Origin of the sequence: Olsenella profusa (assembly GCF_016900315.1) — a bacterium.
In the GTDB taxonomy this organism is placed as follows: Bacteria; Actinomycetota; Coriobacteriia; order Coriobacteriales; family Atopobiaceae; genus Thermophilibacter; species Thermophilibacter profusus_A.
Genome location: NZ_JACSNQ010000008.1, coordinates 1 through 16,370 on the forward strand (window position 1 = coordinate 1; position 16,370 = coordinate 16,370).

Here is a 16,370-nt window from a genome sequence, read left to right on the forward strand (position 1 = left end):
ACCCCCAACGCCCCCGTCCCTCCCACCTGGGAGTGAGTCGACGACGCGAGGGGACAGCCCCTTCGTGTCATAAACTTTAGAATGAGATGAGGGGACGGCCCCCTCGTGTCTCCTAGCAGGCGGCGGTGCCGCACATGAGCTCGATGATCGTGCGGTCGGTCTCGCGCATGCCGTCGTGCGCGAGCACGCCGACGTTGCGGATGGTGTTCTCCACGCCCTTGACCACGATGCCGTCGCCGCCGTAGAACTGCTCGCCCTGGCGCTGCATCTGCATGCCCAGAAGGCCCGCCTCCACCGCGCTCGCGATTTTGGCCGCGCAGCTCGCCTTGGCGCCGTCGCAGACCATGCCCGAGTCGATGGCGATGGCGTTGACCACCGTGTGGGCGACCTCGTGGAAGCGCCCGCCGTAGAGGTAGGTGATGCCGGCCGCCGCGCCGGCGCCCGCGCTCGTGGCGCCGCAGTAGGCGGAGAGCCGGCCGATGCCGGTCTTGAGGTGGATGGTCACGAGGTTGGAGACGACCAGCGCGCGCAGCAGCTCGTCGTGGGAGGCGCCCAGCTCGCGCGCGTAGACCACCACCGGCACGCTTGCGGTGAGCCCCTGGTTGCCGCTTCCGGAGTTGATCACCACCGGCAGCTCGCAGCCGCTCATGCGGGCGTCCGAGCCGGCCGCGGCCCAGGCCTTGGCGCGGTTTGCCACGCCGTCGCCGTACGCGGAGAGAAGGACGCTGCCCACGTTGGCCCCCCAGTCCCCGGAGAGCCCCGCCTCGGCGATCGCGACGTTGCAGCTGACCTGGCGCTCGAGCACGGGGCGCACGCCGTCGAGGTCTACCGTGTCGGCAAACTCTACGATGCCCTCCACGGAGAGACAGGAGCGGTCCGTGGCCGTGCCACCGTCGGCTGCCTCCTCGTAGGGGCGGTCCAGCAGGACCTCGCCGTCACGCTCCACGCGGATTACGTTGGTGTGCGCGCCGGCGATCTCACAGAACGCCGTGTGGCCGCCCGCCCCCACGCGCACCTGGATGTCGAAGATCCACGGGCGCTCGGACGGGCGTACCGTGACCTCGTGGCTGGTGAGAAACGCGCGCATCTCGTCCACCTGCCCCTCGGTGACGCCGCTCAGGACCTCGAGCTCCGCCGCCGCGTCCCCGGCGACGACGCCGGCGGCCGCGGCTGCCTCGATGCCGCGGGAGCCACCCGTGTGGGGGACGGTCACGCTCTTGACGTTCTTGATGATGTTCGCCGAGGCGGCCACGTCCACGCGCTCCGGGAGCGCACCGAGCGCCTCGCGCGCCCGTGCCGCGCAGTAGGCGACGGCGATGGGCTCGGTGCAGCCCATCGCGCAGACGAGCTCCTCTTCGAGAATGGCGACGTAGGCGTCGTAGATCGTGCGGTCCATGGCTCCCCTTCTGTGAACAGCCAACTGGAGAGAGGCCCCCCCTTTGGCTTGCGGTCTCGATGAGCCAGGGGGAACCTGCCCCACGTCGGCTCACCCGTTACGGCGATGTTACCCACCAACCCATAAGCCTAAGGTTCTTCTCGCCGCGCGGTATCCTCCCACGCGTGCACGTAACTTTCTCGCATAAGGGCGGGCGCGCCTGGTTGCAAGGGGGAGGGGAATGGGTCCTCTCCGGTTGCGGGGCACGGAAGGGGACTAACACAAAAGGGAAAGGAACCACCATGAAGGCCACCCCCACGCACGTGTACGTATCCAACAGAGTCTCTCGCCGCGACTTCCTGAAGCTCTCGGGCGTCGTAGCGGGTATGGGAAGCCTGGTAGTCCTTTCCGGCTGCGGCCCCGCCGCGCAGGACGCCCCCGCCGACGACTCCACCGAGCCCGCCGCCGACGCCTCGACCGACGAGGTCACCCTCGGTGACGGCCAGACGCTGCGCGTGGGCATGGAGGCCGCCTACCCTCCGTACAACTGGCAGGTTGAGGAGGAGTCCGAGTACACCATCCCCATCGACAACGTGGACGGCGCCTTCGCCGACGGCTATGACGTCCAGGCGGCCAAGATCATCGCCGAGGGCCTCGGGATGGACGCCGTGGCGGTCAAGCTCTCCTTCGACGGCCTGATCGACGCGCTCAACAACGGCCAGATCGACATCATCTGCGCCGGCATGTCCGTCACCCCCGAGCGCGAGGGCGCCGCTCTCTTCTCCGACTCCTACATCGACGACGACATCGTCATGATCACCAAGGCCGACTCGCAGTGGGCCGGCGCCACCACCTTCGCCGACCTTGCCGGCGCCGCCATCATGGGCCAGGCTGCCACGATGTACGACGACGTGATCGAACAGGTCGTCGAGGCCGAGCCGAGCGTCACGCACCTCACGCCCGCCGAGACCGTGCCCCTGGTCGTCCAGAACCTCGAGAGCGGCACCGCCGACGTCATCACCTACTCCATGCTCTCGGTGCCCAAGCTCCTTGAGACCTATCCCGACTTCGTCGAGCTCGAAATGACCGACAAGTTCGAAGGCTCCGTCATGCCCGACAACGCGGCCATCGCCAACGGCCAGGACGCGGCGTTGGATAAGGTCAACGAGATCATCGCCGGCATTCCCGAGGACGAGCGCCAGGAGATGTGGAACGCCTGCATGGATCGCCAGCCGGCGTAGGTGCGGCCGGCAGCCTGCCAGCAACCTGCTAGCCCGGGGGCGCGCGCCGCTTTGGTCTGCGGCGCGCGCCCGCACGCGTGTCTTCAAAGGAGGACCCCAAGATGAGTTCCGCTGCCACGGACGAGCGTGCGGAGGGGAGGGGACGGGGCCGCATCGCCTCGTTTCTCCTTGACGACCATCGCTACGTCCTGCTCGGCACGAGCGCCATGGCCCTCGTGGGCATGCTGCTCTCGAGCTCCCCGCGCCCCGCGCTGAGCTTCCTCGCGCCCGCGTTCACCGTCGAGCTCGTGCTGTACTACGTTCTTGCCGCCTGGCTCGTGCTCTCTGCCGTGGCGCTCGTGTACAAGCTCACCCACTGGAGGACCTATGCCGAGGTCGCGCCCTTCGTGCGCCCCGGCGCCCGTCGCGCCCTGCGCTACCTCTCGTACGTCATCTGGGCGGTGGCGCTCGTCTTCGTGGCCGACCGCGTGGTCATGGGCTTCGCCTCGGCCTGGCAGGTGGCCACGACCGCGGCGGACCGCCCCGCGGACGAGTTCCTCACCAACCTGCTCTGGATGTTCTGGACGGGGCGCCAGACCTACCTCACGGGCATCTACACCACGATCGCGCTCGCGGTGTTCGGCACGGTGATCGCCTTCTTCCTGGCGCTGCTGCTCGTGTTCTGCCGCATCCAGGCCGTCGACCGCCCCGACAACGACTTCGTCCGCTTCTGGAAGGTCGTGGGGCGCGGTTTCGCCAAGGTCTACAGCACCGTGGTGCGCGGAACGCCCATGATGGTCCAGGGCATGATCATCTACTACGGCGTCGTCGGCTTCATCCAGGCGACGGGCAGCTACAGCGGTGCCGAGCTCAACCGGATCTGGTCTCCGTTCATCGCAGGCCTCGTGACCGTGTCGCTCAACTCCACCGCCTATATGATGGAGGTCCTGCGCGGCGGCATCGCCGCGGTCGACTCCGGCCAGATGGAGGCGGCGCGGTCCCTGGGCCTCTCGCAGTGGCAGGCCATGCGCAAGGTGGTCTTCCCCCAGGGCATCAAGAACTCGATCCCGGGCCTCTCCAACGAGCTCGTCATCAACATCAAGGACTCCTCCGTCCTGTCGATGATCAGCGTGTTTGACCTCACCTTCGCCGCACGCACCATCGGCGGCAACTACTACGAGTACTTCCCGGCCTACCTCGTGGCGGCGGTGATCTACCTGGTGCTGACCTCCATCGCGACCTCGCTGCTTGGTCGGGGGGCCCGGCACTTCGACGTCAAGCCCCAGCCCGTGGGCGGCACCGCCGACCAGGGCCTCGTGTCGGGGGAGGAGTGAGCATGGCTGAGAACACCGGCGCGACGCGCGCCACCGAGCCGATGATCCGCGTGGAGGGGCTGCGCAAGTCCTTCGGTTCGCTCGAGGTCCTGCGCGACATCAACCTCTCCGTCATGCCCGGCGAGGTGGTCACCATCATCGGGCCCTCGGGCTCCGGCAAGTCCACGCTCCTGCGCTGCCTCAACCTGCTCGAGACGCCCGACGCCGGCCACGTGTGGTTCCACGGCTCCGACCTCACCGCCGAGCACGTGGACGTGAACCGGCTGCGCGCGCGGATCGGGATGGTCTTCCAGGGCTTCAACCTGTTCAACAACATGAACGTGCTCGACAACTGCACCCTCGCGCCCGTGACGCTCAGGAAGATGGGCAGGGCCGAGGCCGAGCGCGTGGCGCTGGAGCACCTGGAGTCGGTGGGGCTGGCCGACTTCGCGCACGCCGACGTGACGCGCCTGTCCGGCGGCCAGAAGCAGCGCGTGGCCATCGCGCGCGCCCTCTGCATGAACCCGGAGATCATGCTCTTTGACGAGCCGACCTCTGCGCTCGACCCGGAGATCGTCGGCGAGGTGCTCGAGGTCATGCGGCGCCTGGCCGCCGACGGCATGACGATGGTCGTCGTCACGCACGAGATGGCCTTCGCGCGCGGCGTCTCCGACCGCGTGGTCTTCATGGATGGCGGCGTCATCGCCGAGGAGGGCGCGCCCGAGAAGATCTTCTCGGCGCCCGAGCATCCGCGTACCCGCGAGTTCCTTGCCCGCTACCTTGGGTGATGCGAGGGGGCGGCCCCTTCGTACCATTATCGGGCGGCAGGTCCTGGGCAAGGTGGAGCCCCGGGAGTTCAAGGCCGTAGAGCGCCCCCGCCGCAATGCGCTACTCTTGAGTCTCAAGGAGGCCGGCCTGTCGGTCTCGCAGATAGAGCGGCTGATCGGCATCGGCCGAAACGTGACAGCTCGAGCAAAATGATACGGAGGGACCGTCCCTTCGCATCATGGGGAGGAAGCCATGAGGGACGGGTTCGTGGAGGTCGCAGCGGTGACGCCGGAGGTCCGCGTGGCGGACGTCCCCTTCAACGTGGAGTCGTGCGCGACGGCGGCCCGCCAGGCTGCCGAGAAGGACGGCGCCGCTGTCATCGTGCTGCCGGAGCTCGCGCTCACGGCCTATACCTGCGAGGACCTCTTCTGGCAGGAGGCCCTGTTGCGCTCCGCCGAGTCCGGCCTCGCCGACCTTGCCGCCCGCACCGCCGACCTCGACGCGCTCATATTCGTGGGCGTGCCCGTGCGCGCGGGCGGCAAGCTCTACAACTGTGCGGCGGCCGTCTGCCGCGGGGAGCTTCTGGGCCTAGTGCCCAAGACGCACATCCCCACCTACAACGAGTTCTACGAGGGGCGCCACTTCGTGTCCGGCCCGACCCGTCCCGTGAGCGTCTCGTTTGCGGGCGAGAAGGACGTGCCGCTGGGCACCAGCCTGCTCTTTGCCTGCACGGAGCTGCCCGAGCTCGTGGTGGCAGCGGAGGTCTGCGAGGACCTCTGGGTGCCCAACCCGCCCTCGACCGCGCATGCGCAGGCCGGCGCCACGCTGGTCTGCAACCTCAGCGCGTCCAACGCCGTCGTGGGCAAGGCGGACTACCGCCGCAGCCTGGTGACCAGCCAGAGCGCGCGCCTCGTCTGCGGCTACGTCTACGCGAGCGCCGGTGCCGGCGAGTCAACGCAGGACCTCGTCTTCTCCGGGCACGACCTCGTGGCCGAGAACGGCCGTCTGCTTGCGGAGGGAGCCCCCTTCGGCACGGGCCGCGCCGTCTCCGAGGTCGACGTCCGCTACCTCGTGCAGGAGCGCACCCGCATGTCCACCTTCGAGGCGGCGCCCGCGCCCGAGGCGGCGGGCTACGCGTGCGTGCCCTTCTCGCTGGGTGCCGACGCCGCCACGCGCGAGACCACGCTCACCCGCTGGGTGGACCCGCACCCCTTTGTCCCGGCCGACCCCGCCCACCGCGCGGAGCGCTGCGAGGACGTCTTCAACATCCAGGCGCACGGCCTCGCCAAGCGGCTCTCCCACACGCGCTCGACGCACGCGGTGATCGGCCTTTCGGGCGGGCTCGACTCCACGCTTGCGCTGCTCGTGACCGTGCGCGCCTTCGACCTGCTGGGGCTTGACCGCGCGGGCGTCATCGCCGTGACCATGCCGGGCTTTGGCACCACGGACCGCACCTACAACAACGCCTGCGAGCTCGCCCGCACCGTGGGCGCCGAGCTGCGCGAGATCGGCATCGCCGCCTCCGTGCGCCAGCACTTCGCCGACATCGGCCACGACGAGGCCGTCCACGACGTCACCTACGAGAACTCTCAGGCCCGCGAGCGCACGCAGATCCTCATGGACGTGGCCAACCAGGAGGGCGGCCTCGTCATCGGTACCGGCGACCTTTCCGAGCTGGCCCTGGGCTGGGCCACCTATAACGGCGACCACATGTCCATGTACGCCGTCAACGCGAGCGTGCCCAAGACGCTGGTGCGCCATCTCGTGCGCTACGTGGCCGACACGTGCGGGAACGAGGCCGAGTCCAAGGTTCTTCTCGACGTGCTGGACACGCCGGTCTCGCCGGAGCTTCTGCCCGCCACGGGTGACGGCAAAATCGCGCAGAAGACGGAGGACCTCGTGGGCCCCTACGAGCTGCACGACTTCTTCCTCTACGAGGTGCTGCGCCGTGGGACCAGCCCGCGCAAGGTCTATCGCCTTGCCCGCTACGCCCTGGGCGAGAAGTACGACGACGCCACGATCCTCGCCTGGCTCAAGGTCTTCTACCGGCGCTACTTTGCCCAGCAGTTCAAGCGCAGCTGCCTGCCCGACGGTCCCAAGGTGGGCTCAGCGGCCGTGAGCCCGCGCGGCGACCTGCGCATGCCGTCGGACGCCTGCTCGACGCTCTGGCTCGCTGAGCTCGAGGAGCTGTAAATTGGGGACGGGTCCATTCTCACTGAAAGATTGGACCCGTCCCCAATTCACACAACTCGTTGTAGGCAGTTTTTTCGAAAGCCCTCAAGTATCAGGGGATGACGACTTCGCAAAATAGCAGGTAGAAAGCGTGACCTTTCGGATCGTACTTCGACGCCTCGAAAAAAACTGCCTACAACGCGAGCTCGCCGCAAGGCAAGCCCGCCGCAAAGAGGGACCCCTGCCTCATCGAACGGTAAAGATGTAGAGGGCCTCGCCCGCGTCGAAGTGGGCCTCGACGGCATAGCGCCAGCCGGGCTCGACGGTGAAGACGACGTCTCCGTTAACAATCTCGTGTTCGTTGGCGGTCCAGGCGTCGCCCTCGACGGCGTCGATTTCGACAGCCTGGGCCGACCCCGCCGCCTCTGCCGCCGTCTCGAGCTCGTCCTCGGGCCAGCGCACGATGCCGGCCGCCGTGCAGGGAACGTCAAAGCTCACGGTGACCTCGGTGGGCCCGCCCACGCGCGCGTCGGGCAGGTCGCTCGCCTCCAGTTGGACGGGGTGCGGCGCGTCCGCGACGACGGTCGCCATCTCGCCGTTCTCCTCGTAGCTCCAGGTGTAGCCGCACGTCTCGAGCATGACGGAGGTCGCGGCGAGCTCGGTTGCGTACTCGAGCGAGGCCAGCGGCGGCTCGGCCGGGTCCTTGGGCTGCCAGATCTGCGTGACCAGCTCGTCGTACTTCTCGGCGTCCGCGGGTGTGCCCTCCTCGATCACCTCGATATCCGTGATGCCCGGGTACTGCGCCGGATAGCTCTCCAGCATGATGCCGTTGCCGGTCACGCGCACGACGTTGCCGGCCGTGAGCTCGGGCGTACCCTCGGGCAGGGTGGGGTAGTAGGGGGTCTCGGTGCGCTGGTCCATAAAGAGGACCTGGCCATCGCCAAACGTGACCACCATCGCGGTGGAGGTGAGCGCTTCATAGGCCGCGTCCGCAGGGGTCTCGAAGACGTAGCCCGCGTCCCCGCCGTCAAACTGCGCGAGTACGAGGTAGCGCCAGCCGGGCTCGACCTCAAAGGAGACGGCGCCGTCGGAGAGGGAGCACGTGACGTCCTCGCCGGCGGGGTCATCGGCGTAGCGGGTGACCGTGGCGTTCGTCGCTGGCTGCGAGAAGGACGCGCGCACCTCTGCCGCCGCAGAGACCTCGATGTCGGGCACCTCGTCGTCGGAGAGCTCAGCGGGCGCGACGGGGTCGCTGGCAACGCCGTCCCAGGTGTAGCCGTGCGTGAGCATGGCGGCATTGACCACGGCGGTTTCCGCCTCCAACCGGACGGTGCCGGTGGGCGGCTCCTCGTGCGCGCAGCCGGCGAGAAGAACGGCGAGCGCGCAGGCGCATAGGGCCCTGAATGGGTGCGGGACGTGGCTCTTCATGGGTCTGCCCTCCGGGTCTTTGCCTCGTAGGGCACATCATACTAGAAGGGGTGGTGAGACGTGTTCTTCTCGTCTGCCTCTCAGGCCCTCAGAAAATCTAAGTGCGTCTTGGAAGATTTTTTTACCTGTGGTGGTATAAGTCGACGCGTCTGGGTATGATTCTGAACGTTGGATAGCGCGGTGCCCACATGGCCGCACCGCAACACCGCGCCCGCGCGGGCGCCTCAGAAGGAGGTTCTTGAACATGACTCTCAAGCCGCTTGGTGATCGCGTTCTCGTGAAGCCGGCCCCCAAGGAGGAGAAGACCTCGACGGGTCTCTACATTTCGAGTGGCGCCCAGGAGAAGCCGCAGCGCGGCCAGGTCATTGCCGTGGGTGCCGGCAAGCTCAACGACAAGGGCGAGCGCATCGCCCTCGACGTCAAGCCGGGTGACGAGGTCTACTACGGCAAGTTCGGCGGCAACGAGGTCAAGATCGACGGCGAGGACTTCCTGCTCCTGCGCGCCGACGACATCTACGCCATCATCGAGGACTAGCAACGAAAACCGATGAAAAGGGACAGTCCCTTTTCATCAACGGGAAGGAAACGAAGAAATGGCTAAGGACATTCTTTTTGGCACCGACGCTCGCGCCAAGCTCGCCAAGGGCGTGAACACCCTGGCTGATGCGGTGACCACCACCATGGGCCCCAAGGGTCGCTACGTGGCCCTGCAGCGCTCCTACGGCGCCCCCACCATCACCAACGACGGCGTCTCCGTTGCCAAGGAGATCGAGCTCAAGGACCCCATCGAGAACATGGGTGCCCAGCTGGTGAAGGAGGTCGCCACCAAGACCAACGACGCCGTGGGTGACGGCACCACCACCGCCACGCTACTGGCCCAGGTCATCGTCAACGAGGGCCTGCGCAACGTGGCCGCCGGCGCCAACCCCATCGCCATCCGTCGCGGCGTCGACAAGGCCGTGAACGCCGTCGTGGAGGAGATGCGCAAGAACGCGCAGGAGGTCTCCACCAAGAAGCAGATTGCCTCCGTCGGCACCATCTCCGCCTCCGACCCCGAGATCGGCAACAAGATCTCCGACGCCATGGAGGTCGTGGGCAAGGACGGCGTCATCACCGTCGAGGAGTCCCAGACCTTTGGCATTGACATCGACACCGTCGAGGGCATGCAGTTCGACAAGGGCTACATCTCCCCGTACTTCTCCACCAACAACGAGACCATGACGGCCGAGCTCGACTCCCCGTACATCCTCATGACCGACCAGAAGGTCTCGAACATCCAGGACATCCTGCCGATCCTCGAGGCCGTCCAGAAGCAGGGCGCGCCGCTGCTCATCATCGCTGAGGACGTTGACGGCGAGGCCCTGGCCACGCTGATCCTCAACAAGCTCCGCGGCGTCCTCAACGTCTGCGCCGTCAAGGCTCCCGGCTACGGCGACCGCCGCAAGCGCATGCTCGAGGACATCGCCATCCTGACCGGCGGCCAGGTGGCCATGAAGGAGCTCGGCGTCCAGCTCACCGACGTCACCGCCGAGATGCTCGGCCGCGCCAAGTCCGTCAAGATCTCCAAGGACGACACCACCATCGTCGGCGGGGCCGGCTCCAAGGAGGCCATCGACGAGCGCATCGCCCAGATCAAGGCCGAGTACGAGGTGACCACCTCCGACTTCGACAAGGAGAAGCTCCAGGAGCGCCTTGCCAAGCTGGCCGGCGGCGTGGCCGTCATCAAGGTGGGCGCTGCCACCGAGGTCGAGCTCAAGGAGATCAAGCACCGCATCGAGGACGCCCTGCAGGCGACCCGCGCGGCCGTTGAGGAGGGCATCGTCGCCGGCGGCGGCGTGGCGTTCCTCGAGGCCTCCAAGGTGCTCGACGGCGTCGAGACCGTCGACTCCGACGAGAAGATCGGCGTTGAGATCGTCCGCAAGGCGCTCGAGGCGCCCGTGAAGACCATCGCCAACAACGCCGGCTTCGAGGGCTCCGTCGTGGCCGAGAAGATCAAGGGCCTGCCCACTGGCCAGGGCCTCGACTCCGCCACCGGCAAGTACGGCGACATGATCGAGATGGGCGTGCTCGACCCGGTCAAGGTCTGCCGCGTCACGCTGCAGAACGCCGCCTCCGTGGCGTCGCTGATCCTCATCACCGAGGCCACCGTCTCCGACGAGCCCAAGAACACCACCATCGAGGAGGCCATCTCCGCGGCGGCGGCTCAGGGCGGCAACGGCGGCTACTAAGGTCCGCGCCCGAGCTCGTCTGACCTGACTGTTCGGCGCCCCGGTCGTTCCCTCGAGAAGTACGTCTCGCACGGCTTCTCCCCCGGAACGGTCGGGGCGCCTTTTGCGTACGGGCGCTGCGAGGCTGGCGTCGGGTGCGCCCGTTTGCTTGGCATGCCCGTTGCGTGTACCCCCAAGTGCGCCCTCTTGTCAGGTGCACTGCTCAAGTGCACCCGTCTGTAGACGAAAAGGGCCTTAAGTGCACCCAAATCGGCGATAAAGCAGTCAAGTGCACCGAGGGGCGGGTGCACTTGAGGAGTACACCTAGAGGGCGGGTGCACTTGACGGGTGCACCTGACAAGAGGGCGCACTTGGGCAGCGCTCGCCCCGCGTCGCCCGGCAGTACAACCACCGGTTGTCTCCGCAGGTAGAATGGGGTATCTGGATAGTTGGTGGAACTCAACCGGGCGTGCTGGCAGAGTGGGGCTTGTCAGAGAAGCCCCGACGAAAGGATCAACGATGGGCGAGAAGAACGAGACCCTGGGACGTCGAATCGCGCGGCTGCGCCTTGAGCACGGCATGACTCAGGAGAGCCTGGCCGGCAGGCTGGGCGTGACCGCGCAGGCCGTGAGCAAGTGGGAGAACGACCTCAGCGCGCCCGACATCTCGCTGCTATCTGCGCTTGCGCGTACGCTTGACGTGACGGTTGACGAGCTGCTGGGCTCAGGCAAGCCCGAGCCTCCGGCGGGCTTGCCTGAGCCTGCGAAGGTCGAGCCCGGCCCTGTCGTTCAAGACGGTGCCAGGCCCCGCAAGCTGCACCTTCACGTGGAGAGCGCGGACGGCGACGACGTCAACATCAACGTGCCGCTGGGCATGGCGAGCGCGGTCCTCAAGGTCGGCTCCAAGTTCCCCGGCGCCGCCAGCCTCGACGTCGACGGTACCGGCATAGACCCCGAGCTTCTCGTCGAGGCCGTCAAGCACGGCGAGAAGGGAACGCTTCTCGAGGTCGACACCGGAGACGGCGACCACGTGACCATCTCACTTGAGTAGACGTTCGGCTAGGGAGGGACGATGCCAGAAGAGACGACGCCTGGAGGGACGATGCCAGAAGAGACGACACCGCGCAGAGGGCGTTCCACGGGAGTGGCGCGGCTTGACCAGGCAATCTCGCGCATCGCCGGGGCCGCGGTTGCGGACGGGCTGTGCGAGGCGGTCGTCCTCAAGGGATCGATTGGCCGCGGTGACGCGGACGAGTTCTCTGACGTGGACCTCTATCTCGTCGTCTCTCCCCAGAATCGCGATGTCGTGCTCGGGCGACGCAATCAGTACCTTGCTGCCAACGGGGACGTCGTGTTTGTCGAGGACGTCGACTTTGGGCTGCCCCAGGTACCGTCAAGATTCTTGCGCACTTTCCGACAGCCCCATAGGCCCGCCGTCCGGTGCGGCTACCCCTCCAGCAGAGTCACGTCCAGGTAGCGACGAGAGCCCCACTCGCTCTCGGCCACGTACTTGAGCCTGGCGGTCACGAGCATGAGGGCGCTCCTCCCGTCGGGGAAGGTGCCCACGACCCTCGTCCTGCGCCGGATCTCGCGGTTGAGCCTCTCGATGGCGTTGTTGGTGCGTATGCGCCGCCAGTGCTCGCGTGGGAACCGCGTGTAGGCCAGGGTCTCGGCGTAGCCGTCCCTCACGACCTTGGCGGCCTCCCCGAGCTTGGACTTCTCGAGCTCGGATGCGACCTCGAGGGCCTTGGCCTCGGACGCCTCGCGCGACTCCATGGCGTGGATGGCCTTGAGCATGGCCGCGACCTTCGGCCGCTTGGACTTGGGCACCTTCGCGAGCACGTTCCTGTAGAAGTGGACCGTGCAGCGCTGGTAGGCCGCGCCGGGGAAGACCTCCGCGATGGAGCCGACCATGCCGGCCGCCTTGTCGCCGGTGAACATCCTCACGCCGCGCAGCCCGCGCGACTTCAGCCACGAGAGGAACTCCCGCCAGCACTCCGCCGACTCCGTGAACCCCTCGGCGGCACCGATGACCTCGCGGAAGCCGTCGTCGTTCACGCCTATGGCCACCATCACGGCCACGTTCTCGTAGCTCCCGCCCCAGGATCTCTTGAGGTATATCCCGTCGACGTAGACGTAGGGGTACGCCCGGTCGAGCGGCCTGTTGCGCCACTCCTCGACCGACGCGAACGCCTTCTCGTTGAGGTTGGAGACGGTCGACGCCGAGACGCTCGAGCCCCAGAGGATCTCGGAGACGTCCTCGATGCGCCTGGTGGAGACGCCCGCGAGGTACATTTCTATCATGGCCTCCTCGACGCTCGTCTCGCGGCGCCGGTAGCGCTCGATGATCGCCGTGGTGAACCGCATGCCCTTGAGCTTGGGCATGCGGATCGTGACCTCGCCGGACGTCGTCGTGAGCTTTCGCTCGTAGTGGCCGGCGCGGTACGCCTCGCGCCCTGCCGTCCGCTCGTAGCGCTCGGCGCCCACGAGGTCGTCGGCCTCCTCGTCCAGGAGGCCGTTCAGCATCTCCTCGACGGTACTCCTGACGAGCTCGCGAAGGTCGGTCTTCAGGCTCTCCTCGTTGAATGTTACGATTGGCTCGGGCATGGTCTACCTCCAGCATGTTTCTTGTCTAGGCAACTCGAATCATACCGGGGCGGGCCGTGCCCTCCTTCCTATCTGGACGCTATGCCGCTGTCAAAGTGCGCAAGAAATTGTACGTTACCGTACGCTTTCTCGATTTGCATTCTGATGATTTTTGGGTGTTGTATATAGTCCGATGACCCACATATAGCAAGCGACGAACCTGAACCCATGGACGAGACCCGCCTCAAAATAGCCTTCGGCAGCCGATGCTGGCAGCTGCGCGACCAAACCGGCCTGAGCCAGGAGCGGCTTGCGCTGAGCATCGGGATGGACCGGTCCTACTACGCGTCCATCGAGACGGGCGCGCGCAACGTCACCCTGGTCAACATGTCCAAGATCGCGAACGGGCTCGGCGTGAGCCTCTCCGAGCTGCTCAGGGGCGTCGAGCGCTGACGGCGAGAAGGGCTGCCCCGCTGCGCAGGTCGCGAGAGCCGGGCCGACCGTTCTTCTCGCCTGCGCTTATTCCGCTGACTCGGGCTCGGGGACGTCTGCGGTGGTGAGCCCGGCGTCGGCCGCAAGCGCCTCGTAGTCGCGCGGCCCCGCCGCGTTGCTCGCCGAGCCGAGGCGCTCGTCCTCGGCCTGCTGCTGCGGGACCTCCGCCGAGATGTCGTTGGGGTCGAGCCCCGCGTCCACGAGCTGCATCATCTGACGCCACTCCTCGTACATGGTGGCCACGTACGAGACGCCGTCCTGGGAGAGCGTGTAGCTCGGCGTGATGCACGAGTAGATGCTCAGCCCGTGGCCCGACCCCTGCAGCTCGAGCGCGTACGAGATGATGTCCGGGACGGAGAGGTCCGTGGAGATGGACTGCGCCAGCTGGGAGATGAGACGGGGCATGTCCGTGGGGCTTGCCGCGAGCACCTTCTGGACGATGGCACTCAGAATCTGGCGCTGCGCCTGCGCGCGGCTGAAGTCGCCGCCGGAGACGCTGTAGCGCTCGCGCGCGTACGCGAGGGCCTCCGCACCAGTGAGCGTCTGCTCCCCCGCCGAGAAGGACGCGCCGCCGTTGCCCGCGGGGATGTCCTCGGGTATGTCCACCGTCACGCCGCCGAGCGCGTCGACCACGCTCTCGAGCCCCTCGAAGTCGACCTCAACGTAGTGCGCGATGTCCACCCCGGCAAACTCGGACACGGCACGGACCGCGGACGCGGGGCCGTAGTTGTACGCTGCGTTAATCTTCTCGACGCTCCCCGAGGAGGTGATCATGGTGTCCCTGGGTATGGACACGAGCGTCACCGTCGCGTTTGCGGGGTCAACCCTCGCCAGGATGATGACGTCCGAGCGCGACGCCGTGTCCCCCTCGCGCGCGTCGGAGCCTATGACCAGGGCGTAGAAGGCCGACGAGTCTGCAACGGGCTCGGACTCCTCCGGCTTCACGAGCGCCTCCTCGAGATCAGCACGGTCCGCCTCGTCCACGCCCATCGACCGGTTGAGGTCGCCCACCCACACGGCAATGGCCACCGCCACGACCACGATCGCGGCAAGGACAAAGGCGAGAAGGACCTTGGCAGCAAGGGGCACCCGGCGGCGCCTGCGGCGCGGGCCGGCTTTTGCCTCCCCCGCCGCGGTGCCGTTTGCGGTGATTTTGGAGCCGGCGGCGTCAACGTTGGCGGCGTTGGCGGGGCCCGACCCCCGGGAGCTCACGGGGCGCAGACGGCGCGCGACCGAGCTCTCTGGCTCAAGGTCCTGCTGAAAGGTCTCCTCAAAGCGGCCCCGCCGGAAGTGGCGCGGCGTCACCGAGGGCTTGAGCGGCTCCGCGGTGCCCAGGGGATCCTGGGGGGTGCCGGAGGGGTCCGGGCCGTGGCCGAGCGGCGTGGCCGTGGCGCCCTCGAGGTCCTCGCGCGTGCGCGGCGTGGTCGGAGTGTGGGTGGGGGCGGTTGCGTGGCTGGGGGTGGTTGTGCCGGCGTCGGTTGTGCCGGCGTCGGCGGCGTGGCGCGGGTTCGAGGCGTGACGCGGGCTGTCCGTATTGTCCTGGCTCATGGGACCACTTCGATTCTGTCTGGGGCGGCTCCTGGAACAGCCCGTCCCTGCTCGCTGGCGGCGCCGCAACGTTCACGGGCGCGTGAATACCGACATTGTACGTGGAGGGACGAGACGCGCAAGCGTGGGCGGTACGAAGACGCGGAACGAGGGCATGGCGGAGACGGGCGGGACCCTTGTCCCGTCCCTATGGCTCGCTTAAAGTCACGCTTCTGGCAAGAAAAACATGACTTTGAGCGACTTCACCGACCTGCGCTACGACGTCAAGGGCGAGCTCTACGAGTTCTATCTCAAGGGAATGCTGGGAGGTAGCACCCATGCCTAGGTCTCGGAAGCGCCCCTCTCGCCAGCCTTGGACGCGCATTCCGTCTATGCCGACGGCCAGCCGACGCGTGGCAGCTCGCTACCTTTCCGGTCCGCGGAACAGCTCGTCATACGTCCCCATACGGACAAAGCGAACATCCGGGTTGGTCCTGTGCGGCAGGTGCAGGACGACGACATCGACCGCGCCGTCCGACAGGTGGAAGTCGACATCATCATTCCGCCTCAAGCCAGGCGATGAAGCCTTCGGCGCTGTCGAAGCGCAGATCGTTATCTTCAATGAGCCCGGCCCTCAGGCGCTCGCAGAACCTCACGGTCGTCGATCTCATCGTCGCAGTTGCCATGGCGGCCTCCTTATGTTGCGAGAATGGTTATTTGATAGCAGAGGACGCCGATGTGCAGTTGAAGAATTGCATTGCGCAATAGGTTTTGGCGTTGTAGAGGAGTGCCTCACACAACCCTTTCGCGCATCGTGAGACGTGGAGCTTGCGGGATTAGAAGGACAGGGCTGCTGAGAAAATCACATCTGTGTTGAGGAACCCGCAACGACCACCGTTCCGTAAGCGCACGCGCCCTCAACGCACACGCCAGGCAGGCGTCCAAGGGAGCTGGCCTGTCATTGCCCGTCATTCACCGTCTGCCCATAGTATCGTCCGGTCTCCTCACGGGTATGACTAACTCACGGCTCGGCGGTCAAACCGCGTACCGAGGGCAGCGCCGCTCCGAGAGGGGAGGTGATGCCGATGGACGTATCTGAGGTCGTTGCGTTACTGACCAGCTGCGTTTCGCTGGCCCTGGCGATAGTAAGGCTCGTTCGAGAGGTGCGTAGGAGGTCCGACGAAAGTGAGGGCCGCTGACGCGTAGCGTAAGCGGCCCAATACCCAGTAGCGGCACTGCCTAGGTCCCACAACGTAGGCGGCCGTCGAGCCTATTGTACCCAC

At 66.9% G+C, this 16,370-nt stretch carries 14 protein-coding genes; 9 read left to right on the forward strand and 5 right to left on the reverse strand.

Annotation, left to right across the window (positions count from 1 at the left end; all coding sequences use genetic code 11):
* Positions 1-112: 112 nt before the first annotated feature.
* Complete coding sequence (locus H9X80_RS05010) at positions 113-1,396, reverse strand: serine dehydratase subunit alpha family protein (protein WP_204793247.1); 1,284 nt, start codon at positions 1,394-1,396, stop codon at positions 113-115.
* A 281-nt stretch (positions 1,397-1,677) separates the two neighbouring features.
* Here H9X80_RS05010 and H9X80_RS05015 point away from each other — a divergent pair, with 281 nt between their 5' ends.
* From H9X80_RS05015 to H9X80_RS05030, 4 genes are all read left to right on the forward strand, one after another.
* Entirely contained in the window at positions 1,678-2,616 is a 939-nt protein-coding gene (locus H9X80_RS05015) for a transporter substrate-binding domain-containing protein (protein WP_204793248.1), read from the forward strand.
* A 101-nt stretch (positions 2,617-2,717) separates the two neighbouring features.
* The gene (locus H9X80_RS05020) at positions 2,718-3,929 is read left to right on the forward strand and encodes an amino acid ABC transporter permease (protein WP_204793249.1); all 1,212 of its coding nucleotides are present in this window, start codon (positions 2,718-2,720) and stop codon (positions 3,927-3,929) included.
* A gap of 2 nt (positions 3,930-3,931) precedes the next feature.
* Entirely contained in the window at positions 3,932-4,696 is a 765-nt protein-coding gene (locus H9X80_RS05025) for an amino acid ABC transporter ATP-binding protein (RefSeq protein ID WP_275100696.1), read from the forward strand.
* A gap of 232 nt (positions 4,697-4,928) precedes the next feature.
* The gene (locus H9X80_RS05030; protein WP_204793250.1) at positions 4,929-6,869 is read left to right on the forward strand and encodes an NAD(+) synthase; all 1,941 of its coding nucleotides are present in this window, start codon (positions 4,929-4,931) and stop codon (positions 6,867-6,869) included.
* Between the two features lie 225 nt (positions 6,870-7,094).
* Here the strand turns inward: H9X80_RS05030 and H9X80_RS05035 are convergent, their stop codons facing one another.
* On the reverse strand, positions 7,095-8,276 hold the full coding sequence (locus tag H9X80_RS05035) for a hypothetical protein (protein WP_204793251.1): 1,182 nt from the start codon (positions 8,274-8,276) through the stop codon (positions 7,095-7,097).
* A gap of 244 nt (positions 8,277-8,520) precedes the next feature.
* On the opposite strand from H9X80_RS05035, the gene H9X80_RS05040 reads away from it, so the two are divergent.
* From H9X80_RS05040 to H9X80_RS05055, 4 genes are all read left to right on the forward strand, one after another.
* Complete coding sequence (locus H9X80_RS05040) at positions 8,521-8,811, forward strand: co-chaperone GroES (protein WP_204793252.1); 291 nt, start codon at positions 8,521-8,523, stop codon at positions 8,809-8,811.
* Between the two features lie 58 nt (positions 8,812-8,869).
* Positions 8,870-10,504 (forward strand): chaperonin GroEL, encoded by a 1,635-nt coding sequence (groL, locus tag H9X80_RS05045; RefSeq protein WP_204793253.1) that lies wholly within the window; start codon positions 8,870-8,872, stop codon positions 10,502-10,504.
* Positions 10,505-11,002: 498 nt separating this feature from the next.
* Positions 11,003-11,533, forward strand: coding sequence for a helix-turn-helix domain-containing protein (locus tag H9X80_RS05050; RefSeq protein WP_204793254.1), 531 nt, complete (start codon positions 11,003-11,005; stop codon positions 11,531-11,533).
* A 21-nt stretch (positions 11,534-11,554) separates the two neighbouring features.
* Entirely contained in the window at positions 11,555-11,959 is a 405-nt protein-coding gene (locus H9X80_RS05055; protein ID WP_204793255.1) for a nucleotidyltransferase domain-containing protein, read from the forward strand.
* On the opposite strand, the gene H9X80_RS05060 is transcribed toward H9X80_RS05055, so the two are convergent.
* Positions 11,929-13,089, reverse strand: coding sequence for an IS256 family transposase (locus H9X80_RS05060; RefSeq protein ID WP_204793256.1), 1,161 nt, complete (start codon positions 13,087-13,089; stop codon positions 11,929-11,931). The two genes, H9X80_RS05055 and H9X80_RS05060, sit on opposite strands and share 31 nt — an antisense overlap.
* A 207-nt stretch (positions 13,090-13,296) precedes the next feature.
* Here H9X80_RS05060 and H9X80_RS05065 point away from each other — a divergent pair, with 207 nt between their 5' ends.
* Complete coding sequence (locus H9X80_RS05065; RefSeq protein WP_204793257.1) at positions 13,297-13,521, forward strand: helix-turn-helix domain-containing protein; 225 nt, start codon at positions 13,297-13,299, stop codon at positions 13,519-13,521.
* A 66-nt stretch (positions 13,522-13,587) separates the two neighbouring features.
* Here the strand turns inward: H9X80_RS05065 and H9X80_RS09125 are convergent, their stop codons facing one another.
* Positions 13,588-15,108, reverse strand: coding sequence for an LCP family protein (locus H9X80_RS09125; protein WP_239471666.1), 1,521 nt, complete (start codon positions 15,106-15,108; stop codon positions 13,588-13,590).
* A 536-nt stretch (positions 15,109-15,644) separates the two neighbouring features.
* Positions 15,645-15,773 carry a hypothetical protein gene (locus tag H9X80_RS09260; protein ID WP_275100697.1) on the reverse strand — a complete coding sequence of 43 codons (129 nt, stop codon included), beginning with the start codon at positions 15,771-15,773 and terminating at the stop codon, positions 15,645-15,647.
* Positions 15,774-16,370: the final 597 nt, after the last annotated feature.